Origin of the sequence: Bradyrhizobium genosp. SA-3, from assembly GCF_004212635.1 — a bacterium.
In the GTDB taxonomy this organism is placed as follows: domain Bacteria; phylum Pseudomonadota; class Alphaproteobacteria; order Rhizobiales; family Xanthobacteraceae; genus Bradyrhizobium.
The window spans coordinates 55750-79547 of sequence record NZ_PSRT01000019.1 but is presented as its reverse complement, the minus strand read 5'-3'; the positions used below and the strand labels follow the sequence as shown (position 1 = coordinate 79547).

Genomic DNA, 23798 nt, shown 5'->3' with positions numbered 1-23798 from the left:
GGTCGGGGTGAGGGGGAGCCTCCGCAACGACGGTAGCAGTTGGACTCGCGGAGGCTCCCCCTCACCCGGAATTTGCTCTCGCAAATTCCGGCCTCTCCCCGCAAGCGGGGAGAGGCGAAGAAGACCCGGCTTCACCTGACAATCACCATCCTGCGTCAGAGTTCACCGATGTCCGCAACCAGCACGCTCCCGGTCGAGGACTCAGTGATATAGAGACGATCCTTCCTTTCGCCACCGATCACCACATTCGTGCAATTCGGCCCCGCGCACGACTTGATCCGCGCAATCAATTCGCCGTTGGGCGCGAATACGAAGACGTGACCGAGCGAGGCGTGGCCGACGAACAGGCGGCCTTTGGCGTCCATGGTCATGCCATCAGGGCCGCTGGTGCCGAACAGCGAGCAGAAGCGGCCGACCTTCGACACGCTGCCATCCTTCATGAACGGCAGCCGCCACACCGCATTGTCGCGCGTCATGGCGACGAACAGGACGGTCTCGGTCGGGTCGAGCACGAGGCCGTTCGGGCTGATGCCGGTGTTGATCAGGCAGTCGAGCCGGCCACTCGATGCCAGCCGATAGACCCGACCACTCGGATCATGCAGGCCGGTCTGGCCCTGATCGGTGAAATAGATGTCTCCGTTGGAGGCGAGATGCAGATCGTTGCAGCCGCGAAACGATTCCGAATTGCGCGCGGTCAGGACCGGCGTGACGCGGCCGGCTTTGGCATCGAGCTCCATGATGCCATGCATGTAATCAGCGATCAGGATGCGGCCGTCGGATGCGATCTTCAGCCCGTTCGGCCAGCCCTCATATTCGACGACCTGCGACCACGCGCCATCGGGCGCAATACGGAAGATGCGGCCGAACGGAATATCGACAATGTAGAGATTGCCTTCCTTGTCGAAGGATGGCCCCTCGATGAAGCTATCGCTCGGCACGCCCGGCCGGTTGGCGTCGGCCCAATCCGTCCGCACGCCCTTGCGGCGGAACTTGTCAGGCATGGCGGAGAAGATTCTTGTTTCGATCAGGCGCGGCGGCGTTTCCAGGTACATCATTGTTGTTGTGTGGGTCGAGCTGGCGGGATGCGGAGCATAAGATACAAATCCGCTCTCGTCGATTGGCGCAACGGCCGCGCGACACTCTCCGAGTCGTCCTGGCGAAAGCCAGGACCCATTACCACAGTGAGATGTTGTTACGGATGACAGTCGCCACAGCGCGCCTCGGCAACGCTGACCGGGGTAATGGGTCCTGGCTTTCGCCAGGACGACGATAGGGAGAGGATCCCGCTCAGCTCGCCGCGCCCGCGAGCTTGGCCTGCTTCGCCGGCACTTCCGTCGTCGCGAGCAGCCGCTTCAGTTCGGGGATGCAGGAGCCGCAATTGGTGCCGGCCTTGAGCTTGGCGCCGATCTCGGCCGCGGTGCGTGCGCCGGTGGCGATGGCGTCGCAGATGGTGCCGCGGCCGACGCCGAAGCAGGCGCAGACGATTGGCCCGGTCGAGGCCGCTCCCTCCGTCGACTTGCCTGATAGCAGCATGCGGCGCTGCTCGTCGGTGACGTGATCGGCCGCAAAGGCAGTTCTGACCACTTCCCAATCGCCGGCGTCATGCCCGGGGCCGACGAACAGACAGGCCTCGATGCGATCGCCCGCGAACGAGGCAGCGCGATAGATGCCGCCGCCGAAATCGCGATATTCGGCGATGTCCTCGCCGGCAACGCCGTCGAGCCAAGCCGGCCAGCGCGACAGATCCGCGTTGTCGGCGAACAGATAGCCGAAACCGCCGGCAACCGTGACGCGGGTCCACAGCAGGTTCGCCGGCAGATCGAGCTGCCTACGCGACAGCGCAAAACCGCGGAAGACGAATTCGTAAGGCGCGATCGCGGCCGGTGTCGCCTTGGATTCCGGCTGGCCGGAGAACGGATCCGTGAACGACTGCACCAGCGCGCCGACGCGACCATGCGAGGCGTTCATCGCGCTCCAGTGGATCGGCGCGAACAGCGTGCCGCGCTGCTGGCGCTCGCTGACGACGACTTTCAGGATGCACTGTCCGTAATCGGTGGTGACGCGGGCATAGCCGTCGTGAGCGACGCCGTATTTGCTGGCGTCATCGGGATGGATCTCGACGAAAGGTTCGGGCAGATGTGCGCCCAGCCGCTGGCTGAGGCCCGTGCGCGTCATGGTGTGCCACTGGTCGCGGATGCGTCCGGTATTGAGCCTGAGGGGGCGCGAGGCGCCGGTCTCGCTGCGCAGCGACGGCACTTCCGGCGCGACGAAGCGGCCCTTGCCGTCATTGGTGAAGAAGCCGCCTTCCGCAAAGAAGCGCGCGCGGGGCGCCTCGTCTTGGCGCGCCGGCCACTGCACCGGCTTCAAGGCGTCGAAGGCTTCGTCAGACAGCGAGGTCAGCGCGCCGATATCGAAATCACGACAGCCATCGTTCTCGAAGGCCGAGAGCGCGGCGTGCTCGCGAAAGATCTCGGCGGCCGATTTGTAATTGAAGCTGTCGCCGAAGCCGAGACGTTTTGCGGTCTCGCTTAGGATCCACCAATCGGGGCGCGCCTCGCCCGGCGCCGGCAGGAACGAGCGCTGGCGCGAGATGCGGCGTTCGGAGTTGGTCACCGTGCCCGACTTCTCGCCCCAGGCGAGGGCCGGGAGCAGCACATGCGGCCCGGCCGCGACCGTGTCGTTGGAGAGCACGTTCTCGGACACCACGAATAGCTCGAGCTTCTTCAGCGCCTCGCGCACGAAGTCGGCATCGGGCAGCGACACCGCAGGGTTGGTGCCCATGACCCAGAGCGCCTTGACCTCACCGCGGTCGATCGCCTCGAACAACTGCACCGCCTTCAATCCCTCATGGGTGGCGATGCGCGGCGCCTTCCAGAACCGCCGGACACGATCGATGTCGGGCGGCGTAAAGCCCATGTGGGCGGCCAGCATATTGGCGAGGCCGCCGACCTCGCGGCCCCCCATCGCGTTGGGTTGGCCGGTGAGCGAGAACGGCGAGGCGCCCGGCTTGCCGATGCGCCCGGTGGCGAGATGGCAGTTCAGGATCGCGTTGACCTTGTCGGTGCCCTGCGCCGACTGGTTGACGCCCTGCGAATAGAGCGTGACGACGCGCGGCGTGTCGCGGAACATCTGGAAGAAGGTCGCAACGTCCTGCTCGGACAGTCCGGTGGCCAGCGCGGTCGCTGTGACGCTGCCGGCAATGTTGCGCGCGCGAGCCAGCGCGTCGTCGATGCCCGACGTGTTGTCCGCGATGTAGTTCTGATCCAGCGCGCCGTTGTCGGCGAGGTTGACGAACAGGCCGGAGAACAGCGCCGTGTCGGTGCCGGGCTTGAGCCCGAGGAACAGATCGACGTCATCCGCGGTGTCAGTGCGGCGCGGATCGATCACGATCATGCGTGCGCCACGCTCCTGCCGATTCCTGAGCATGCGCTGAAACAGGATGGGATGGCACCAGGCGGCGTTCGAGCCGACGAAGACCAACAGATCGGCCTGGTCGAGATCCTCATAGCAGCCGGGCACAGTGTCGGCCCCGAAGGCGCGGCGGTGGCCGGCGACCGAGGACGACATGCAGAGCCGTGAATTGGTGTCGACATTGGCGGTGCCGACAAACCCCTTCATCAGCTTGTTGGCGACGTAATAGTCCTCGGTCAGCAGCTGGCCGGAGAGATAGAACGCAACCGCGTCGGCGCCGTCGCGCGCCACGATGTGCTGCATGCGGTGGGCGACGTGATCGAGCGCATCGCTCCAGGCGACACGTTCCAGCACACCCTTGCAGCGGATCATCGGATAGAGCAGACGGCTTTCCAGCCCGACGGTCTCGCCGAGCGCCGAGCCTTTCGAGCACAGCCGGCCGAAATTGGCGGGATGATCAGGGTCGCCCGCGACCGCCGCCCCACCCTTGCCGTCGGGGGTCGCCAGCACGCCGCAGCCGACGCCGCAATAGGGACAGGTCGTCTTGGTGGCGCGGAGCGTGGGGTCGATCGCCGTCATATCGAGCTGCCTTATCAAGCTGCCTGGTCAAGCTGCCTTGGAGGGACGCGGCAGCGCGCGGCCGAACATCATGTCGGTGCGGATCGCCGTCACCTTGTCGCGATTGCGGATCAGCTCGAGATACCAGAGTGCATCGACGGTATCGCCGATCAGCACGGCGCCGGTGAGCCGGCCGTCGGCGATGACGAGCTTCTTGTAGGTGCCGCGCCTGCGGTCGGTGAGAACGAGGCTCTCGCTGCCCTCGCCGCCCATGAAGTCGCCGGCGGAGAACACGCTCACCCCGGAGACCTTCAGATTGGTCGAGACCACGCTGCCCTGATAGGCGGCGGGACGCCGGCCAGATGCCGCGCCAGCACGCGCGCCTGCTCATAGGCCGGCTCGACCAGGCCATAGCAGGTGCCGCGATGCTCGGCGCACTCGCCGAGGGCGAAGATGTCGGGCGAAGCCGTCTGCATCACATCGTTGACGACGACGCCACGGTTGACCGCGATGCCTGCTTCCTTGGCAAGCGCGACGTTCGGCCTGATGCCGGCGGCGAAAATCACGGCGTCGGCCTCGATGCGGCTGCCGTCGGCAAGCTCGACGGCCTCGACGTGACCATCGCCATGGATGCGGGTGGTGGAGGCGTTGAGCAGGATGCGGATGCCCTTGCGCTCGACCAGCGTCTTGAGCAGATCGGCGGCCGGCCCATCCAGCTGACGCTCCATCAGCCGGTCCATCAGATGCAGCAGCGTCACCGGCGCACCGGCCTTGGCGAGGCCGTAAGCCGCTTCGAGACCGAGCAGGCCGCCGCCGACCACGACGACGCGCTTCTTCGCCGCGGCCAGCGTCAGCAGCAGGTCGACGTCGCGGGTGTCGCGGAAGGTGTGCACGCCGGCGAGATCGGCGCCCGGCACGTTGAGCCGCAGCGGCGTCGAGCCGGTGGCGAGCACCAGCTTGGAATATTCCATGCTCTCTTCGCCGGCGATCTTGAGCTCGCGGCGGCCGGTGTCGATCTCGGTGACGCGGTAGCCGTAGCGCACGGTAACGCCGCGATGGCGCCACCAATCGGCCGGCCGAAGCTCGATCTCGTGCGAGCCGGTCTCGCCGGCCAGCACGGATGAGAGCAGCACGCGATTGTAAGCGAGCCGCGGCTCCTCGCCGATGACGGCGACCGCGTAGCGGCCGAGCGCGGTCTTGGCAAGCTCGTCGACCAGACGCGCGGCCGCCATACCGTTACCGACGATGACCAGCGGTTCACTCACGAAGCATCTCCTATTCAGCGGCCTGCGGCTGTGCGCCGTAGGCTTCGGACATCATGTAGCCGGACAGCACGCCGTAGGCGTCGGTCCAGGCCTTTGCCAGTTCGGGCGTCCAGGCTTCGCCGAGACCGTTCGCCAGGGTCCACAGCAGGGTCGCGCCGACCACCGGATAGTGCTCGGCCGTTGCGCCATAGGCGACGTGACGCTTGGCGAGCGCGGAGGCCGCGGGAAGAATCGAGTCCAGGTTCGACAGGCCGCCGACGACGGCGGCGAGCATGCCCATCAGCTTCTTGCGCTGCTCGGTCATGTCCTCGGGAAACATCGCGCGCACGGACGGCGCCACCTCGAACAGACGATCGTAGAACAGCACTGCGGCCTGCTCCGATATCGGTGCGACCTTGGCGAAGCTCTGCTGGATGAGGGCGATCTGTTCGGGCGTCATAGTGTTCTCCTGTCTGTTTCGGTCTGCCTTCGTCCGCGCCGTTGCGGAAAAAGTTCATGGATCAAACGTCATCAGAGAGACTCCTCCCCGCGTACGGGGAGAAGCGACATTCGTGCCAAGCGGTCATGCTCACACACGCGCTTCGGCGAGGCTTGGCGCGCCTTCACCCTGCGGGCTGCGACGCAGGTAGAACCACCAGGTCAGAGCCAGGCAGGAGGCGTAGAAGCCGAGATAGATCGCGAGCGCGAGCTGCGGCCCGCCGGTCATGGCGATCGACTTGCCGAAGCCGGTCGGGATCAGATAGCCACCGACCGCGCCGATGGCGCCGATGAAGCCGACCGCTGCGCCGCTCTCGATGCTCGCCGTCTTGAGCGCCAGCGCGCGTGCCGCATCGCCCTTGCCGCGCACCTTGAACAGGTTCTCCTCGCGGAAGATCGAGGGGATCATGCGGTAGGTCGAGCCGTTGCCGATGCCCGTCGTCACGAACAGGATCAGGAACATCGACAGGAAGCCGATGAAATCCTTCTGCCCGACGAAGTAGAGCACGCCGACCGTGGCGCCCGCCATCAGGATGAAATTCCAGAATGTGATGATGGAGCCGCCGACCCGGTCTGCGAGCCAGCCGCCGAGCGGCCGCGACAGCGAGCCGACCAGCGGGCCGAGGAAGGCGATTGAGATCGTCACGGTGGGGAACTGCGTCTTGATCAGCAGCGGGAACGCGGCGGAGTAGCCGATGAAGGATCCGAACGTGCCGATATAGAGGTACGCCATAATCCATGTGTGCTTGCGCTTCACGATCGCGAGCTGGTTCTTCACCGACGATTTCGCCGAGGTCAGGTTGTTCATGAAGAACACCGCGCCGAACACCGCGATCGCGATCGGCAGCACCCACATCAAGCCGGCATTCTGGAGGAAGATGCCATCGACGGGCGTTGCCTGGAACAGGTTGAAGACGGCGAGCGTCATCAGGATCGGGGTCAAGAGCTGCACGCTGGAGACACCGATGTTGCCGCCGGCGGCGTTGAGGCCAAGCGCCCATCCCTTCATCCGGTCGGGGAAGAAGAAGGAGATGTTGGTCATGCTGGAAGCGAAATTGCCGCCGCCGAGACCCGCGGTCGAGGCGATCAGCAGCATCAGCCAGAACGGCGTGTCGGGCTGGCTCACGAAATAGGCAAGCGACAGCGTCGGAATGAACAGGATCGCCGCACTGAAGATGGTCCAGTTGCGGCCGCCGAAGGTCGTCACCGCGAAGGTGTAGGGAAAGCGCATCAGGGCGCCGATCAGGCCCGGCACCGCGACGAGCTGGAACAGCTGGTCGGTGGTGTAGTGGAAGCCTGCCTGCGGCAGCTTGGTGGTGACGATGCTCCAGATCAGCCAGACCGAGAAGCCGATATGCTCGGCCACGATCGACCAGATCAGGTTGCGTCGCGCGATAGTCTTGCCAGTCGCATTCCAGAACGCCTCATCTTCGGGGCGCCAGTCTGAAATCCAGGTTGGACTTGAAGCCGGATTTCGTGTCGGATTCGTCGTCATTGAGTATCCCTTCCAGGCTCACCGCTGCGTCGTTGCAGGCTCAGCCTCCGGCCACGGAGGCACGCTCCGAGGCTTCACCCCGGTGGCGAGTTCACGATGCTGATTGATGATGTTGAGGGACGTCGTCGTTGGCGTCGCGCAAAGACGTTTCAATTTCCGTGCCAGTTGCGCGCACGCTGGAAATACAGGGATTTCAGCGCGTTATTCGCATTGCCCGAATTTCTTGCAGGGCTTTTTCGCACGCTAAATTTGCGATTCGCTCAATCCTTGTGCGGCGCACAAGGATTGAGCGGGATGTCGATTATTTAGGCGCGGACGTTTCGCGCATTAACCTTTGGTTTACGCGGCTTCTACGAAGCGATGACGCTCGTAGAGGAATTCGAGCACGCGCTGCCGGCACTTCAAGTAAGTGGCGCTGGTCGCAAGCTCGAGCCGCTTGCGCGGGCGCGCCAGCGGCACCTCCAGCACCTCGCCGATGCGCGCGGAAGGCCCATTGGTCATCATCACGATGCGGTCGGACAAGAGCACGGCCTCGTCGACGTCGTGGGTGATCATCAGAATCGTGTTGCCGAGCTTCTGGTGCAGCGCCATCACCGAGTCCTGCAAGTGGGCGCGGGTCAGCGCGTCGAGCGCGCCGAAGGGCTCGTCCAGCAGCAGCACCTTCGGTTCCATCGCCAGCGCCCGCGCAATGCCGACGCGCTGCTTCATGCCGCCGGAGATTTCGGAAGGACGCTTGTCCCTGGCGTGGGCCATCTGCACGAGGTTGAGATTGTGCATCACCCAGGCGTCGCGCTCGGCGCGGGACTTGGTCCTGGCGAAGACCTTGTCGACGCCGAGCCTGACGTTCTCGTACACGGTCAGCCACGGTAGCAGGCTGTGGTTCTGAAACACCACGGCGCGATCGGGCCCCGGCGAGTTCACCTCGCGGTTCTCCAGCAGCACGCCGCCGATGGTCGCACCGGTCAGGCCTGCAATGATGTTGAGCAGGGTCGACTTGCCGCAGCCGGAATGGCCGATGATCGAGACGTATTCGCCTTTCTCGATCGTGAGATTGATGTCCTTCAGCACCTCCGTGGTGGCGGCGCCGCGGGTGAAGACCTTGTCGATGTGGTCGAGCTTCAGATAGGCAGTCATGTGCCCCTCCTCTCAATTCTGCGCGGTGCCGCGGGTGACGAACTTGCCGAGGCCCGCGATCAGGCGGTCCAGCACGAAGCCGACGATGCCGACATAGAACAGCGCCAGGATGATCTCGCTGATATGCGAGGAGTTCCAGGCGTCCCAGATGAAGAAGCCGATACCGACGCCGCCGATCAGCATTTCGGCAGCGACGATCGCGAGCCACGACAGGCCGATGCCGATGCGTAGGCCGGTGAAGATGTAGGGCGCGGCCGCGGGGATCATGATCTTGGAGAAGAACTCGAGCGGATTGAGCTGCACCACCGCAGCGACGTTGCGATAGTCCCGCGGGATGTTGCGGATGCCGACCGCGGTATTGATGATGATCGGCCAGATCGAGGTGATGAAGATGACGAAGATCGCCGAGGGCTGGCCGTCGCGAAACGCTGCGAGCGAGAGCGGCAGCCAGGCCAGCGGCGGGATCGTGCGCAGCACCTGGAACAGCGGATCGAGCCCGCGCATGGCCCAGACCGACTGTCCGACCAGCACGCCGAGCGCGATGCCGGCGACGGCGGACAGCGAATAGCCGAACGCAACGCGCTGAAGACTGGCGGACAGATGCCAGAACAGGCCCTTGTCGATGCCGCCATGGTCGAAGAACGGATCGAAGATCAGCTCCTTTGTGTCCTTGAACACTTTTGACGGCGGCGGCAGCGCCGAGCCGGCGCGGCGGCAGACCAGTTCCCACACCAGCGTCAGCAGCGCGATCACGACCAGCGGCGGGATCACGCGCACGGCCGTCTCCCGTGCCATGCGTGCGTAAGCTTCGGTGCGCGGGGGACGCTTTGGCGTCATCGCGACGACGGGCGCGGCGCTGGCCGCAGGCGTCGCGGTCTCAATCTCAATCTTGGCGGCAGACATATTCATTGCAATCTCTCTCCGGCTTCAAAAGACGATGCGGCCGCCCGAAGGCGGCCGCTGGCTCCATCAGACTTCGACACGCTTGATCGCGAGCGACTTCAGATAGGCAGCCGGATTTTCCGGATCGAACACCTTGCCGTCGAAGAAGGTCTCCTTGCCGCGCGAGGTAGAGGCCGGGATCTCGGAGGCCGCGACACCGAGCGTCTTGGCCGCGTCGCGCCACAGGTCCTCGCGGTTGACCCTGGCGACCAGCGCCTTGCTGTCGAAATTCGCCTCGTATTTGCCCCAGCGGATGTCCTCGGTGAGGAACCAGAGATCGTGGCTCTGGAAGGGGTAAGAGGCGAAGTCGCGCCAGTACTTCATGATGTGTGGGGAATTCTCGACCACCTTACCGGGGATGCCGTAGTCGAACTTGCCTGCGGTGCGGTCGAGCACGTCCTCGACCGGGCAGTTCATCCACTGCCGCTTGCCCATGATGGCGGCGAGCTCGGCCTTGTTCTCGGCCTTGTCCGACCACTGCTGGGCTTCCATCACGGCCATCAGCAGCGCCTTTGCCGCCTTCGGATATTTGTCGACGAAGGCCGCGCGCATGCCGAAGGATTTTTCCGGATGCTTGTTCCAGAGCTCGCCGGTGGTGACAGCGGTATAGCCAATCTTCTGGTGGATGAGCTGCAGGTTCCATGGCTCGCCAACGCAGAAGCAGTCCATGGTACCGACCTTCATATTTGCCACCATCTGCGGCGGCGGCACCACGATGGTCTCGATGTCCTTGTCGGGATCGATGCCGCCGGCGGCGAGCCAATAGCGGATCCAGAGGTCGTGCGTGCCGCCGGGGAAGGTCATCGCGGCCTTCACGGCCTTGCCGGAGGCCTTCTTCTTCTCCAGCGCCGCCTTGAAGGGCGATGCATCGACGCCGAGCTTGAGATCGGCATATTCGTTGGCGACGGAGATGCACTGACTGTCGAGATTGAGCCGCGCCAGGATGTACATCGGCGTCGGCTGGTTGTTCTGCGTCACCTTGCCGGCCGAGATCAGATACGGCATCGGTGTGAGGATATGCGCGCCGTCGATGCCGTTGCCCTCGGAGCCGAGCACGAGGTTGTCGCGCGTCGTGCCCCAAGAGGCCTGCTTCTGTACGTCGGTATCGGGCATGCCGTATTTGGCAAACAGGCCCTTGTCCTTGGCGACGAAGAGCGGGCCGGCGTCGCTGAGCGCGATGAAGCCGAGCTTGGCGCCCTTGACCTCGGGGCCTGCCTCCTGCGCGAAGGCGCCGGCGGGGAAATTCAGCTTTGCGGCGGCAAGGAGTGCGGCGGTAGAGCCTGCGGCCTTCAACAATTGGCGGCGGCTGAGCCCGTTATCCGAGGGCCGGCGGGTGCGCTTCGTCATAGGCAGTGTCGTCCTTTGCGTCGTTGCAGAATTGATTGGCGTCAGTGCACACGAGCAGCCCGTCCGTCCGATGACGCCGTCTTTGGCGCATGCGAACGCACGACGGGGAGACCCCCGTCTGGTGGCGTCAGCAAATCGGATGAGAAGTCTCGCGGGACGGCTTCAATGGCGTCGGCCTGGAACCATTCAAGCTTCATGCCAAGCCCGGCGACCTAGAAACAATCGAATAATCAATATGTTATGGATGATGCGACAGGTCGCCGCAGGACCGCTCCGCATGTGAAACTTGCGGGCTGCTCAATCCTTGTGCGCCGCACAAAGTTTGTGCAGCAGCTCAAGCACAAGGCCGGCGGCGCGGTGGGAGAGAATCAGGACGCGGCCCATCGCATTGATGTTGCGTTCATTTTTCTCACGCGCCCAGACGGCACGCAACTTGCATGTCCTTTAACGTCAACGAAGACTGCGGCTTGCCGCATTGTTGCAGCCTCTGGCGGCTGCATTCCGGAAGCTCAACTGCTTCGCGGCCCTCTCGGCCGTCGTGACGCGATTCCCAAGGCTTCCAATCTCCATAGCCCTCGTGCGCGGCAGGCCAGCCCGCACGGCCCAAGACGTTCAGCCGCGCTCTCCAAGAGGGTGTGTCGATCTCACTTACGAAGCAAAAGGAACCATTGATGTCGTATCTCGCGCCTTCGGAATTCGTCACCAAGATGGTGGATGCAGGCGAGTCCAAGATCTTCATGTCCACCCGGGATACCATCATCCGCGCCTACATGGCCGGCGCAATCCTCACGCTCGCCGCATGGTTCGCCGTCACGATCAACGTGAACACGGGCCAGCCGCTGATCGGCGCGCTGCTGTTTCCGGTCGGATTCGTCATGCTCTATCTGCTGGGCTTCGACCTCCTGACCGGCGTATTCGTGCTCTCGCCGCTTGCGCTGATCGACAAGCGCCCGGGCGTCACTCTTGGCGGTGTGCTGCGCAATTGGGGCCTGGTCTTCGTCGGCAATTTCGCAGGCGCCTTCACCGTGGCCTTCATGATGGCCTTCGTCACAACGTTCGGCTTCACGCAGGCCCCCGACAAGGTCGGCACCGCCATCGGCATCATCGGCGAAAGCCGGACGCTCGGCTACGCCGCGCACGGTGCGGCCGGCATGGCGACGCTGTTCATGCGCGGCATGCTCTGCAACTGGATGGTCTCGACCGGCGTCGTCGGCGCCATGATCTCGACCTCGGTCCCGGGCAAGGTCATCGCGATGTGGATGCCGATCCTGGTGTTCTTCTACATGGTGTTCGAGCATTCCGTCGTGAACATGTTCCTGTTCCCGTCCGGGCTGCTGCTCGGCGCAAAATTCTCGATCCTGGACTATCTGATCTGGAACGAGATCCCGACCGTGCTCGGCAATCTCGTCGGCGGCCTCGCCTTCACCGGCATGACCCTCTATGCCACGCACGTCATGACCCTGCCGAAGCGCCAGGCCGACAAGGCCGTAAAGCCCCGCGTCGCGGCCTGATCAAACACGACTCGACAGGGGAGCCACGCCCGCGCAGGGTGAGGCTCCCCTCTCCTGGTGATGACGATGACCCCCGGTCTCCTGATTTCGGTCGGCCAGCATTCTGACAAGGGTCGCAAGCCCATCAACCAGGATTTTCACGGCGTCCTCATTCCGGAGGAGCCGCTGCTCAGCCTGAAGGGCATCGCCGCCGTCCTCGCCGACGGCATCTCGAGCAGCACGGTGAGCCAGATCGCCAGCGAGTCGGCGGTCAAGAGCTTCCTGATGGACTATTACTGCACGTCGGAATCCTGGACGGCGAAGACGTCCGCCCGCCGCGTGCTGGACGCCACCAATTCCTGGCTACATGCGCAGACGCGCAAGAGCCAATACGCCTATGACCGCGACAAGGGCTATGTCTGCACGCTGAGCGCCATGGTCATCAAGGCGACCACCGCGCACATCTTCCATGTCGGCGATTGTCGCGTCTACCGCATCGCCGGCAAGGCGCTCGAGCAGCTGACCGACGATCACCGCATCATCGTGTCGTCGGAGCAGACCTATCTCGGCCGCGCACTCGGCATCAACCCGCAGCTCGAGATCGACTACCAGGCCTTCGAGATCGAAGCGGGCGACACTTTTCTGCTGGCGACCGACGGCGCCTACGAATTCGTCGACGCGCGCTTCGTCACGAGCGCACTGAACGAGCATTCAGCCGAGCTCGACGGCGCTGCCAAGGCCATCGTCGAGGAAGCCTACCGGCGCGGCAGCGACGACAACATCACGGTCCAGATCCTGCGCATCGACGCAGTGCCACAGCGCGAGCCGGCCGGCATTTTCAATCAGACGTCACAATTGCCGCTGCCTCCGCTGCCGGAGCCACGCGCGCTCTTCGACGGCTACCGGATCGTCCGCGAGATTCACGGCAGCAGCCGCAGTCATATCTACCTTGCCGTCGACACCGAGACCGAGGAGCCGGTCGCGCTCAAGCTGCCGTCAGTCGACCTGCGCGACAATGCTGCCTATCTCAAGCGCTTCCTGATGGAGGAGTGGATCGCGCGCCGGATCGACAGCCCGCACGTGCTGAAGCCGCTGTCACAGTCGAGACGGCGCAGCTATCTCTACGTTGCGACCGAATTCGTCGAAGGCCAGACCTTGAAGCAGTGGATGACCGACAATCCGCGCCCCGATCTCGAAACCGTCCGTGGCCTCATCGAGCAGATCGCCGCCGGCCTGCGCGCGTTCCACCGCATGGAGATGCTGCATCAGGACCTCAGGCCGGACAACGTCCTGATCGACAAGACCGGCACCGCGAAGATCATCGACTTTGGGTCAGTCAGGGTCGCCGGCGTCGCGGAAGCCGCGCCGCCGGACGAGGCCGACGAAATCCTGGGAACGGTCCAATATACGGCGCCGGAATATTTTCTTGGGCAGGGCGGCTCGCCGCGCTCCGACATGTTTTCGTTGGCCGTGATCTGCTACCAGATGCTGACGGGAAAGCTGCCCTACGGCACCCAAATCGCCAAGATCCGGTGCAAGTCGGACGTGCGGAGACTTCAGTATCGCCCAGCCGACGACGATCGCAACGTGCCGGCCTGGGTCGACGGCGCGCTCAGGCGCGCGCTCCATCCCGATCCGTACAAGCGGCACGAGGATCTGTCCGAATTCGTCTTCGAGCTTCGCACGCCCAATCCGGCCTATCTCAACACGCGGATCACGCCCCTGTTGGAGCGCAGCCCGCTGATGTTCTGGAAACTGACCTCGGCGGCGCTCGCCTGCGCGGTCGTCGTGCTGCTGGCACTGTTGCACGCGCGTTAGAGCATGATCCGGACAAGTGTGCAGCGGTTTTCCGAAAAGATCATGCTCAAACAGTAACCTAAAGCGCGATGACGATTCATCCTAATCTCATCGCGCTTTAGTCGTCACGCCGGCTGGGCCGCCTTCGTCCCCAGCGGCTGCGGCGCCATGCCGCCGCCGGGCTTGAGGTGGAATTCGTAGCTCATCAGATGCCACTGCCCATTTGCCTTGGTGCCGTCGGGCATTGCCGGATCGTTGCGCGGCTCGACCTTGGCGATGAGGTCGTCCTTCACGCCGAACACGACGTCGGTATCCAGATATTTGTCGCCGTCCATGAAAACGTGGGTGATCAGCGGCTCATAACCCTTCGCATTGACCAGGAAATGCACATGCGCCGGCCGCATCGGATGACGCTTGGTCTGCATGATCATCTCGCCGACCGGGCCGTCGGTCGGGATCGGGTAGCTGCACGGCAGGATGGTGCGGAAGAAAAAGCGGCCGTCGCTATCCGTGATGAAGCGCGCCCGCGCCGAGGCGCCGACCTCGTCATAGTTCGGCTTCTGGGAATCATAGAAGCCGTCGTCATCGGCATGCCAGACGTCGACCGGAACGTTTGCGAGCGGCTTGCCCTTGAGGTCGGTGACGCGGCTCTGCACGAACATCTTCTCGCCGGTGAGATTATGCGGCGAGATGTCGGTGCCGTGCGCGGTCACCTTGTGCTCGCCGACATAGAACGGACCGAGCACGGTGGTCTCCGTCGCGCCCTCGCGGTCACGGTGGTTGACGGCATCGACCAGCATGGAGACGCCGAGCACGTCGGACAGGAGAATGAACTCCTGGCGGGTGTCGGTGCACTTCTGGCCGGTGCGGGTCAGGAAGTCGATGGCATATTCCCATTCCGCGAAGGTGAGATCGGTCTTGCTCACGTAATCGTGCAGGGACTTCACCAATTCCTGGAACAGGAATTTCGCACGCGGGTTCGGTGTGCTGTCGAAGCTCTTGACGACGGCTTCGGTGAGTTCGGTCTCGTTGAACTGGGTCATGGTGCGTTTTGCCCTGGATTTTTCTCGTTGGCCCCATGAGAGGCCCTTGGGGCTCCCTGGAGGCGTACCAGGCTGCAGCCTACACCAGCAGGCCTGCTCCCGTTAAGCGCGCCGCCCTTGGAATGAGGCCGGCATTTCGGCTATCAACTGACAGACAAAACTGCCCGGGAGGAACTGATGCTCGCGCCCACCCCTGCCTCGCCCGAATCCGTCGGCATGTCCAAGACTGCACTCGACCGCGTCGATGCGCATCTGAAGAGCCGGTACATCGATGCCGGCCGGTTCCCGGGCGCGCATCTTCTCGTCTTCCGCCGTGGCAAGGTCGCATACAGCTCGGTTCAGGGCCTTGCCGACGTCGAGCGCAAGGTGCCGGTTAAGGACGACACCATCTACCGCATCTATTCCATGACCAAGCCGCTCACCAGCGTCGCCTTCATGATGCTGGTCGAGGCGGGCCTCGTCGCGATCGATGAGCCCGTCGCCAAATACATTCCGGAATGGAAGGATCTCGGCGTGTTCGTTGCCGGCACCTACCCGGCCTTCCTGACCCGGCCGCCGTCCCGGCCGATGCTGATCGTCGACCTCCTGCGTCATACCTCCGGCCTCACCTATGGCTTCCAGCAGCGCTCCAATGTCGATGCCGCCTATCGCGCCGAGAAGATCGGCGAGGTCGAGAAGTCTGGCACGCTCCAGACCATGATCGAGGGCCTGGCAAAGATCCCGCTGGAGTTCTCGCCTGGCGAGGCCTGGAACTACTCGGTCGCGACGACGTGCTCGGCTATCTCGTCGGCAAGATCTCAGGCATGCCGTTCGAACAGTTTCTGAAAGCACGCATTCTCGATCCGCTCGGCATGAGCGACACTGATTTCCACGTGCCGGCCTCGAAGGCCCATCGTTTCGCCGCCTGCTACTCGGCAGACCCCGGCGGCGGCATGACCTTCCATGCCGGCCAGCGGCGCGAGGGCCTGACGCTTCAGGACGATCCGGCAACCAGCTCGTTCTTGTCGCCGCCCTCCTTCATCTCCGGCGGCGGCGGGCTGTGCTCGACGGTCGCCGATTATCTCACCTTCTGCCGCGCGTTGCTCAATGGTGGCGAGCTCGGCGGCGTCAGGCTGATCGGGCCGAAGACGCTGGCGCTGATGTCCACTAATCACATTCCGGGCGGACGATTCCTGCCCGAGGTGTCACGCTCGCTGTTCTCGGAAGCCGCCTATAACGGCATCGGCTTCGGTCTCGGTTTCGCCGTGACGATGCGCCCGGCGGAAACGCTGATCGCCGGCAGCCCCGGCGAATATAATTGGGGCGGCGCGGCCACGACCTCGTTCTGGATCGATCCGGCCGAAGAGCTGATCACCATCTTCATGACGCAGGTGTTGCCGTCGAGCGCCTACCCGATCCGTCGCGAGCTGCGGAGCATGGTCTACGCCGCGATCACCGAGAGCAATCTGTAACCATTGAATCGATCCCGCGGCCGGCGGCCGCGGGACCGCGCTCTCAGAAGCTCATTTGCAGACGCTCATCTGAGCATCTCCGGCACGATCAGCCGTGGCAGGAACAGCGACACGCTCGGCCAAACGATGACTGCCGCCAGCACGAGCAGCATCGGAACCAGCATGATCACCGTGTCCTTCAGAGCATAGCGCAGCCGCACACCGGCGATCGAACAGGCGATCATCAGACATAAGCCATAGGGCGGCGTCACCAGTCCGAAGGCCAGCGATACGATGGAAATGATCGCGAACTGGACCGGATGGAGATCGACGGACTTGGCCAGCGGCTCCAGCACCGTGCCGACGATGATGATGGCCGGGATGGCGTCGAGGAAGCAGCCCACGACCAGAAAGCAGAAGGAGATGAAAAAACCGGCCGTGACGGCGCCCATGCCCCAGGTCGAGACATTGGCCAGCAGCTCTTGCGGAATCCTGTAGTAGGCAAGCAGCCAGCCAAACGCACTTGCGGTGCCGACACAGAACAGTGCCACGCCGGCAAGGCGCCCGGTGTCGAGCAAGGCCTTGTACAATTCGCGTGGACCTGTCTCGCGGTAGAAGAACGCCGAGAGCACGACAGAATAGAGCACGGCGACGCAGGCGGACTCGGTCGCGGTGAACCACCCGAGCAGAATGCCGCCGACGATGATGAGCGGCGTCATCAGCGCCGGTAGCGACTGCCAAATGGCGCGTCGCATCTCGACCCAGGTCGCCTTCGGATAGGTCGGGTAGCCGCGACGCACCGCATAGACGTGCACCGTCGCCATCTGCGCGCCCGCGATCAGCAGGCCCGGTACGATGCCGGCCAGATACATCGCCGCAATCGAGGTCGAGATCAGCCCGCCCCACACGATCATGAGGATCGACGGCGGGATGATGACCGCTAGAACGGCCGACACCGCCGTGATGGCGATGGAAAACGAGAGATCATAGCCCTCCTTGGTCTGCGCATCGATGAAGATCTTGGACTGGCTCGCCGCATCCGCGGTTGAGGAGCCTGAGATGCCGGCAAAGAACACCGAGAGCACGACGTTGATCTGCGCCAGCGATCCCGGCCAGTGCCCGACCATCGAGCGCGACAGCGCCACCAGGCGGTCAGTGATGCCGCCGATGCTCATCAGGTTCGCCGTCAGCAGGAAGAACGGCACCGCCAGCAGGATGAATGAATTGTACGCATTGAAGGTCTCCTGCGCGAGCGTCATCAACGACAGACGCGGCTCGATCAGCAGGATCGGCACGCAGGCAAGGCCGAGCGCGAAAGCGACCGGCACGCGCACGATGAGCAGGCCGATGAAAACCCCGAACAGCACCATCGCGGCCTGTCCGGCAGAGAGCACATTGCCGCTCATCGCCCTGCCCCAACCAGAACGCGCATCTCATCAACGATCTGTTCACCGGCAAAGACGATCCACGTCGCGCCGGTCACAGGCCAGGCAACGTGAATCAGCCAAAGCGGCAGATCGGCCAGCTCCGAAGTTCTGTTCCAGCCAAAGCGGGTGAACTCCATGCCGGCCGATACGAACACCAGCGCCAGTGCCAGTACGCCGAGACGCGCGAGGATCCGTACCGCGGCCTCCGATCGTCCCGACAGATTGGGCCACACGTCGACCTCGAAATGCTGCGCTTCGCGCACACCGACCATGGCGCCGATCATGATCGTCCAGATGAACAGGAACCGCGCCATTTCCTCCGTCCAGATGTAGGAGGGAATGAAGGGCGTGTAGCGCGAGATGATTTGCAAGGTGACCGGAACGATCAGGACGCCGACGCAGGCGGCCAACAGGAACTCCAGCAACTTCGCATAGGCCGCGGTGACGCGACGCCACAGCGACCGTGCGGACAAGTCGGGCGTTTCAGACATTGGGGCTCCGTGCGGCAGCTCATCCGCCTTCCGGGCAAGAAGCGGGGCCTGCCCGGACTATTGTCGGCGGACGCAACGACCTCAGACGACGTTGATCTTCTCGAAAATGCCTTCCGCACCAATTTCCTTGGCGTAGGTGGCCATCACGGGATCGGCGAGCTTCTTCATCGCGTCCCGCTCCTCGAAGGGAACGCGCTTGAGCTTGCCGGCTTTCTCGAGCGTGTCGAGCTTGACCACCTCTTCGCTCGACTCGAGCTGACGGCCGTAGTCGCCTGCCTCCTTGCCGGCCTTCATGATCGCGTCCTGCAAATCCTTCGGCAAGGTCTTCAGCGTCTTCACCGAGAAGCAGATCGGCCGGATCGACACGGCGTGCTGGGTCAGGTTGAGATGCGGGGCCACTTCGTAGAACTTCATCGCCTCGACGCCGGCCGCCTCGTTTTCGCCGGCCGATATCACCCCGTTCTGGATCGCGTTGTAGATTTCGTTGTAGGCGATCACGGTCGGGCTCATGCCGACTGCCGCAAAGGTCTTCGACCAGATCGGCGCCCCCTGCACGCGAACCTTGAGACCCCTAAGATCGGCGAGATTCCTGAGCGGCTTGTTCGCGAAGATGTTGCGGATGCCACCGCCCGCATAACCGATCAGAACGACCTCAGCCTTCGCCGCGACCTCGTCGGCGATCGGCGCCAGGATATTGGCCTCGACGACCTTGTTCATGTGCTCGATGCCCTTGAACACGAAGGGCGCATCGATGAACGGAGCCGCCTTGGCGAAGGTCGACATATGGGCCGGCGAGACGATGCCGTAATCGACCGCCTTGCCCTGCGACATGTACTCGAAATACTGCTTCTCGAGGCCGAGCGAGGAGTTCTTGTGCAGCGTGAAGTTGACGGGCTTGCCGTAGTACTTCTTCACCAGCTCCTCGAACCGGATCAGCGCGCGGTTGAAGGCATGGTCGTCGTTGAACTGGACCGCGCCGTTCAGCGTGATCGGCGCTTGCGCCCTGAGGATCGACGGCATGCCAATCGCAGCTGCCGCAGTGGTCGCACCGATACCGGCGAGAAATGATCTTCGCTTCATCGTCTCCCCTCCCATTGATGCCCCGCCCCTGTCGCCGGGGCGTGAGCGCAGCCGGTTAACGGCCAGCGTTCGGGGAGCGTATGAAAAACGACGGCGGGACGGAAGTCATTTCGCGTAACCTGGAGGCACTCTTCGTCGCAAAGCGACGCCCCCACGACCTGTTGCACTGCAACTCGCACTCCTGCTGGCGTGCGGGGCCGCACAGGCGGCCTCCCGCTCTCGTAGAAACGGCAGACTTGCGGACCTGTGCGCTGCACGCAGAGGCCCGCTCGCCTTCCTCGACAGGCCTAGGGCATGTGACCAATCAGATAGATGCCGCCGCCGATCACAATGATCGCTGGCACGGCCCAGAGAATAAATACGGGGATCACGGGCATCACATTCTCCCTAATTGGATGTGCAGATCTTGACGGTCTTCATGCCGGTCTCAGCCTCGGCGCGCGTCTTGTAGATCGTGCCCGACGGGCTGACGACGGTCATGGACGTGTCTGTCGGCTTCTTGTCGACGATAGTGCACTTCTTGGTCTTGACGTCCTGGACCACGTAGAACTCGTCGGCCGCGAACGCCGGCAAGGACAATGCAGCAACCATCAGCGCTGCACTCGCTATTCTCAGCGTCATTTTCTCCTCCTCCAATTTCCCGGGCTTCCGGGCCCGGTCGATTCAGAAACGGGAAAAAATAGCAATTTGTTCCTACGCGGGAGGAACGGCGCGCATGGTGAGATGTTGTTGCGGCGCATATTCCTGTGAGGAGGACAAGATGAAAAAGCTGTTCCTGCTGTCCGCCGCAGCCGTCCTGATTTCGACCGGCGCGTTCGCGCAGTCCACCGTGGTGACCACCACTGGAACCGGTCACGCGGCGGCAGTTCAGATCGAGCCGGAGTACCGCACCAAGATCAAATCCTACATCACCGAGCACCGCGTTCGTCCGGTGGTGACGAAGGAAAAGATCATCGTCGGTGCGACGGTGCCGACCGACGTCGAGCTTGAGGCCGTTCCGGCGGATTGGGGCCCCTCACTGACGAAGTATCGCTACGTTTATTCCAGCGATCGCGTGATGCTGGTGGATCCGGGCTCGCGCGTGGTCGTTCAGGAAATCGATTGATCGCGACGCGACCTCCGGGCGGCTGCTTCCCAACGGCGGCCGCCGACCTGGAGCTGACCGTATGAAATCGCATCGAGAGGCCCGGATCGTCGGGCTCAGTCAGGCGGCTGTCTACGCCACGTGTCTGCTATTGACCGCGATCGCGATGATCTGACCGATGATCGGCCCCATGCCCCCGACTGCATCGCAAAATCTTCTCCCGGACTGCTCGCGCATGCGAAAATCGTGGCGCCGGGCAAGTGCTGCCCTTATGGTCTTGCCAAAACCATAATCCGGCGCCGCTGGCCGGAATCCGGACGCCCGCGCTTGTCAAAGCTTACGCTGCCGGTCCGGCTCGCTCTCCTGGTCGCGGGAACGATGTTGCCGCTGATCATCTTGGCGGTCGGCATCGCTGTCTACAATTACAAGCAGGATCGAAGTGACGCGACCAGCCGCGTGCTGGAGAACGTGCGCAGCATGCGCCTTGTGCTGGACTCCGAAGTGCAGCGGATGACCGGCGGCTTGCAGGTTCTGGCGTTGACGAATTCGCTGCGCGGCAGGTGCTCACCGTCGAGGTCCCGGTATTGCGCGACGGCGAGGTGATCTACGATCTCTGCTTCAGCCCGCCGATCGGCATCTTTCAGCAGCTGGTGGAGAAGCAGCGACCCGACCGGCTTTGGACGGTATCCCTGCTCGACACCAAGGGCATCGTATTCGCGCGCGCGCCGAACCCTGCCGAGACGGTCGGCAAGCAGGCTTCCGGCGCGCTATACGATGCGATGTCTCGCACGTCAGAGGCCGCCCTTTCGACCGTTTCGCTCGACGGGGTCGCACTGTCCTCCGCCTTTACCAGGTCGCGACTGACCGGCTGGACGGTCGTGGCCGGCGTCGCCGAGAGCTCGCTGATCGCGCCGCTCTGGCGCAACATCGCCATCACCAGCCTGATCGGCGGCATCCTCCTGCTGACCGGCCTGACCTTCGCAGTCAGGATGGCGACCACGATCGCGCGCGGCGAGATGCTGCACAGTCTGCTGATCGAGGAGCTCAACCACCGGATCAAGAACACGCTGGCCCTGATGCAGGCAATCGCGGTGCAGACCTTCCGCAGCGCCAGCCGGGATGAGCGGAGCAAGTTCGAGGGGCGGCTCGGCGCGCTCGCCGAGGCGCATAATCTCCTGAGCCAGGAGAAATGGGCGGGCTCGGAGCTAAGAGACGTCATTGCCCGCGCGCTTCGACCGTTCCTGCTGAGCAATCCTGACCGCATCCGCATCGCCGGTCCCGCCGTGCCGCTGTCGCCGCGGCTCGCCGTGGTGCTGTCGATGATCGTGCACGAGATCGCCACCAACGCCGCGAAATACGGCGCGCTGTCCAACGAGACCGGCCGGGTGACGCTGGACTGGGAGGTCATCGCCGATGCGCCGAAGCCGCGGCTGCGGCTGATCTGGACCGAGATCGGCGGACCGCCGGTGACGGCCCCGGTGCGGCGCGGCTTCGGCTCGCGCCTGATCGAGCGCAGCGCGCGCGATCAGCTCGGCGGCGAGGCAACCGTCGACTTCCTGCCGCGCGGCGTGGTCTGCACGGTGACATGCGTGCTGGACGAGACGCGTTGAACGGACAAAAAGGATATCGGCGATGAAGATCACTCATGCCCGCACGCACATCCTCGAAGCAAAGCTCTCGTAGCCCTGACGGGCGTCCTCGCTCTGTTGATCATAGCGGTACGAACCCTGCTGAGAAGCGCGAAAAACGAAAACGCTCGGGTTGTACAAATTTCCGTAGCGTCTTTGCTTCGTCTCAGCGCTGTCTTCATATTCACAGAGCTGATGTAGGGCTTGTCATCAGTCGGGTGGTTGCCTGACCCGCGCCGAAAAATAGGCAATCTAGCCGATCGTCTGCAACGCCGGGAACGTCTCCAACAGCCAGATGCTCACATTCGAGACCGCGCCGGTCAGGAAGCCGATGCCGGTGATCACCATCAACACGCCCATGGCGCGCTCGACATTGACGAGCTGGCCCTTCATCCGCGCGAACAGCGCGGAGAACTGCTCGATCATCAGGGCGGCGATCAGGAAGGGAATGCCGAGGCCCGCGGAATAGACGGCGAGCAGGCCCGCTCCCTTGGTGACCGTCGCTTCCGCCGCGGCGATCGACAGGATGGCGGCGAGGATCGGGCCGATGCAGGGCGTCCAGCCGAACGCAAAGGCGAGCCCCATGATGTAGGCGCCCCAGAGCCCGACAGGCTTGGGGATCGGCAGCCGGCCCTCGCGCATCAACAGGCCAATCCGGGTCAGCCCCAGGAAGTGCAGGCCCATGATGATGATGACGATGCCGGCGAGGATCGACAGCTCGGCCGACCAGGCGCGGATCAGGCCGCCGATCAGCGAGGCACTGGCGCCGAGCGCCACGAACACGGTGGAGAAGCCGAGCACGAACAAGAGTGCCGACATCATGATCGCGCGCTTGGAGGCCGCGGCCGGCTCATCGCTCTCGACATGCTCGATCGTGGCGCCCGTGAGGTAGATCAGATAGGGCGGGACCAAAGGCAGGACGCACGGCGAGAGGAAGCTGACGAGGCCGGCAATCAGCGCCGCCGGGATCGAAACATTTTGCATGATGCAATCGGAGCCATCTCAGGCCCGACACGACGCGCGGGGAGCGCGCGGACGGGAGCCGAACCGGCTCTGGTGTAACCGATGGCTCGGAATGCGCAACAGAGGCGCGCGAAACCAGGGCTCCTCCCGATGCCGTCCGTGATCACAGATGCGGCATCGGGACGCGCACAAATCTCGCCAAAAAGCGAGACTCGGCGGCGCGGCTACTTCACCACGCGGAGCAGCGGACGCCGGGGCTGGTCCTGCGTCTGCTTGGAAGGGGACCGCGGTTCGCTCGCAGCGCTCCGCAGCATTTCGTCGCACAATGCCTTGAGATCGGCATCGTCAATTCCTTTGAGCTTCATCCTGACGTCGAGGATGACCATGGACAGCAGCTCGGCCGACTCGCGGCTGTTGCTCGCATTGAGAACCCTGCGGCACTCTTCGAGCGTTTCCAGCACCGACTGCAACTGTTCGTCTGAATGAGACACCAGCGTTCTTTCCGTTAATTCGGCCTGCGAGAATTGTCTATGACGACCCCTTCGGCCCCCGTGGGACACCAAGGATAGCACGAGGCCACTGAGCCTCCGAACATGAATTCAGTGTGTTTCTGCGATGAAACCGCGGTTCCCGCCAACATCGTCTCACGATGCCACTGGCAATCGTCGGAGCGATTCGGGACAAGACGCTTCGTGCGCCGCGATTGATCCATCCGGGACGACCGCAACCGCGGTTG

General features: G+C 63.7%; 19 protein-coding genes and 3 pseudogenes. 6 read left to right on the top strand and 16 right to left on the bottom strand.

Features of this window, described 5'->3' with window-relative positions; translation table 11 throughout:
- Positions 1–155: 155 nt before the first annotated feature.
- The 5 genes and pseudogenes from CWO91_RS08970 to CWO91_RS08950 all read right to left on the bottom strand — a co-directional run bounded on the left by CWO91_RS08970 (position 156) and on the right by CWO91_RS08950 (position 7206).
- Entirely contained in the window at positions 156–1052 is an 897-nt protein-coding gene (locus CWO91_RS08970; protein WP_130213146.1) for an SMP-30/gluconolactonase/LRE family protein, read from the bottom strand.
- Between the two features lie 235 nt (positions 1053–1287).
- A complete protein-coding gene (locus CWO91_RS08965; RefSeq protein WP_130213140.1) occupies positions 1288–3990 on the bottom strand; it encodes a nitrate reductase in 2703 nt (900 codons plus the stop codon).
- 27 nt (positions 3991–4017) lie between these two features.
- Positions 4018–5234, bottom strand: a pseudogene (locus CWO91_RS08960) (NAD(P)/FAD-dependent oxidoreductase).
- A gap of 10 nt (positions 5235–5244) precedes the next feature.
- The gene (locus CWO91_RS08955; RefSeq protein ID WP_130213139.1) at positions 5245–5673 is read right to left on the bottom strand and encodes a globin family protein; all 429 of its coding nucleotides are present in this window, start codon (positions 5671–5673) and stop codon (positions 5245–5247) included.
- A gap of 129 nt (positions 5674–5802) precedes the next feature.
- Positions 5803–7206: an MFS transporter gene (locus CWO91_RS08950; RefSeq protein ID WP_130213138.1), complete on the bottom strand. Its 1404-nt coding sequence runs from the start codon at positions 7204–7206 to the stop codon at positions 5803–5805.
- A 96-nt stretch (positions 7207–7302) separates the two neighbouring features.
- Here CWO91_RS08950 and CWO91_RS08945 point away from each other — a divergent pair, with 96 nt between their 5' ends.
- Positions 7303–7515, top strand: coding sequence for a hypothetical protein (locus CWO91_RS08945; RefSeq protein ID WP_130213137.1), 213 nt, complete (start codon positions 7303–7305; stop codon positions 7513–7515).
- A gap of 30 nt (positions 7516–7545) precedes the next feature.
- Here the strand turns inward: CWO91_RS08945 and CWO91_RS08940 are convergent, their stop codons facing one another.
- The 4 genes from CWO91_RS08940 to CWO91_RS44985 all read right to left on the bottom strand — a co-directional run bounded on the left by CWO91_RS08940 (position 7546) and on the right by CWO91_RS44985 (position 11061).
- Positions 7546–8340 carry an ABC transporter ATP-binding protein gene (locus tag CWO91_RS08940; protein ID WP_130213136.1) on the bottom strand — a complete coding sequence of 265 codons (795 nt, stop codon included), beginning with the start codon at positions 8338–8340 and terminating at the stop codon, positions 7546–7548.
- Positions 8341–8352: 12 nt separating this feature from the next.
- Positions 8353–9249, bottom strand: coding sequence for a nitrate ABC transporter permease (gene ntrB, locus CWO91_RS08935; protein WP_130213135.1), 897 nt, complete (start codon positions 9247–9249; stop codon positions 8353–8355).
- A 60-nt stretch (positions 9250–9309) separates the two neighbouring features.
- On the bottom strand, positions 9310–10629 hold the full coding sequence (locus tag CWO91_RS08930) for a CmpA/NrtA family ABC transporter substrate-binding protein (RefSeq protein WP_130213134.1): 1320 nt from the start codon (positions 10627–10629) through the stop codon (positions 9310–9312).
- A 297-nt stretch (positions 10630–10926) separates the two neighbouring features.
- Entirely contained in the window at positions 10927–11061 is a 135-nt protein-coding gene (locus CWO91_RS44985) for a hypothetical protein (RefSeq protein ID WP_283810940.1), read from the bottom strand.
- 239 nt (positions 11062–11300) lie between these two features.
- Between CWO91_RS44985 and CWO91_RS08920 the strand changes: the two genes are divergently transcribed.
- Positions 11301–12140 carry a formate/nitrite transporter family protein gene (locus CWO91_RS08920; protein WP_130213133.1) on the top strand — a complete coding sequence of 280 codons (840 nt, stop codon included), beginning with the start codon at positions 11301–11303 and terminating at the stop codon, positions 12138–12140.
- Between the two features lie 60 nt (positions 12141–12200).
- On the top strand, positions 12201–13937 hold the full coding sequence (locus CWO91_RS08915; RefSeq protein WP_165405314.1) for a bifunctional protein-serine/threonine kinase/phosphatase: 1737 nt from the start codon (positions 12201–12203) through the stop codon (positions 13935–13937).
- A 104-nt stretch (positions 13938–14041) separates the two neighbouring features.
- On the opposite strand, the gene CWO91_RS08910 is transcribed toward CWO91_RS08915, so the two are convergent.
- Positions 14042–14959: a dioxygenase gene (locus CWO91_RS08910; RefSeq protein ID WP_130213131.1), complete on the bottom strand. Its 918-nt coding sequence runs from the start codon at positions 14957–14959 to the stop codon at positions 14042–14044.
- A gap of 177 nt (positions 14960–15136) precedes the next feature.
- On the opposite strand from CWO91_RS08910, the pseudogene CWO91_RS08905 reads away from it, so the two are divergent.
- Positions 15137–16410 (top strand): annotated as a pseudogene (locus CWO91_RS08905) (serine hydrolase domain-containing protein).
- Between the two features lie 65 nt (positions 16411–16475).
- Here CWO91_RS08905 and CWO91_RS08900 read toward each other — a convergent pair.
- The 4 genes from CWO91_RS08900 to CWO91_RS08885 form a co-directional block, all read right to left on the bottom strand.
- The gene (locus CWO91_RS08900) at positions 16476–17795 is read right to left on the bottom strand and encodes a TRAP transporter large permease (RefSeq protein WP_130213130.1); all 1320 of its coding nucleotides are present in this window, start codon (positions 17793–17795) and stop codon (positions 16476–16478) included.
- Positions 17792–18307: a TRAP transporter small permease gene (locus CWO91_RS08895; RefSeq protein WP_130213129.1), complete on the bottom strand. Its 516-nt coding sequence runs from the start codon at positions 18305–18307 to the stop codon at positions 17792–17794. The genes CWO91_RS08900 and CWO91_RS08895 overlap by 4 nt, the downstream gene beginning before the upstream one ends.
- A gap of 81 nt (positions 18308–18388) precedes the next feature.
- Positions 18389–19387 (bottom strand): TRAP transporter substrate-binding protein, encoded by a 999-nt coding sequence (locus CWO91_RS08890; RefSeq protein WP_128939656.1) that lies wholly within the window; start codon positions 19385–19387, stop codon positions 18389–18391.
- A gap of 387 nt (positions 19388–19774) precedes the next feature.
- On the bottom strand, positions 19775–20008 hold the full coding sequence (locus CWO91_RS08885) for a hypothetical protein (RefSeq protein WP_130213128.1): 234 nt from the start codon (positions 20006–20008) through the stop codon (positions 19775–19777).
- A gap of 139 nt (positions 20009–20147) precedes the next feature.
- Here CWO91_RS08885 and CWO91_RS08880 point away from each other — a divergent pair, with 139 nt between their 5' ends.
- Positions 20148–20492, top strand: a complete 345-nt coding sequence (locus tag CWO91_RS08880; protein WP_091892769.1) for a DUF1236 domain-containing protein — start codon at positions 20148–20150, stop codon at positions 20490–20492.
- Between the two features lie 357 nt (positions 20493–20849).
- Positions 20850–22081, top strand: a pseudogene (locus tag CWO91_RS08875) (sensor histidine kinase).
- A 270-nt stretch (positions 22082–22351) separates the two neighbouring features.
- Here the strand turns inward: CWO91_RS08875 and CWO91_RS08870 are convergent.
- The gene (locus CWO91_RS08870; protein ID WP_130213127.1) at positions 22352–23083 is read right to left on the bottom strand and encodes a cytochrome c biogenesis CcdA family protein; all 732 of its coding nucleotides are present in this window, start codon (positions 23081–23083) and stop codon (positions 22352–22354) included.
- Between the two features lie 203 nt (positions 23084–23286).
- On the bottom strand, positions 23287–23553 hold the full coding sequence (locus CWO91_RS08865) for a hypothetical protein (RefSeq protein WP_130213126.1): 267 nt from the start codon (positions 23551–23553) through the stop codon (positions 23287–23289).
- Between the last annotated feature and the right edge of the window lie 245 nt (positions 23554–23798).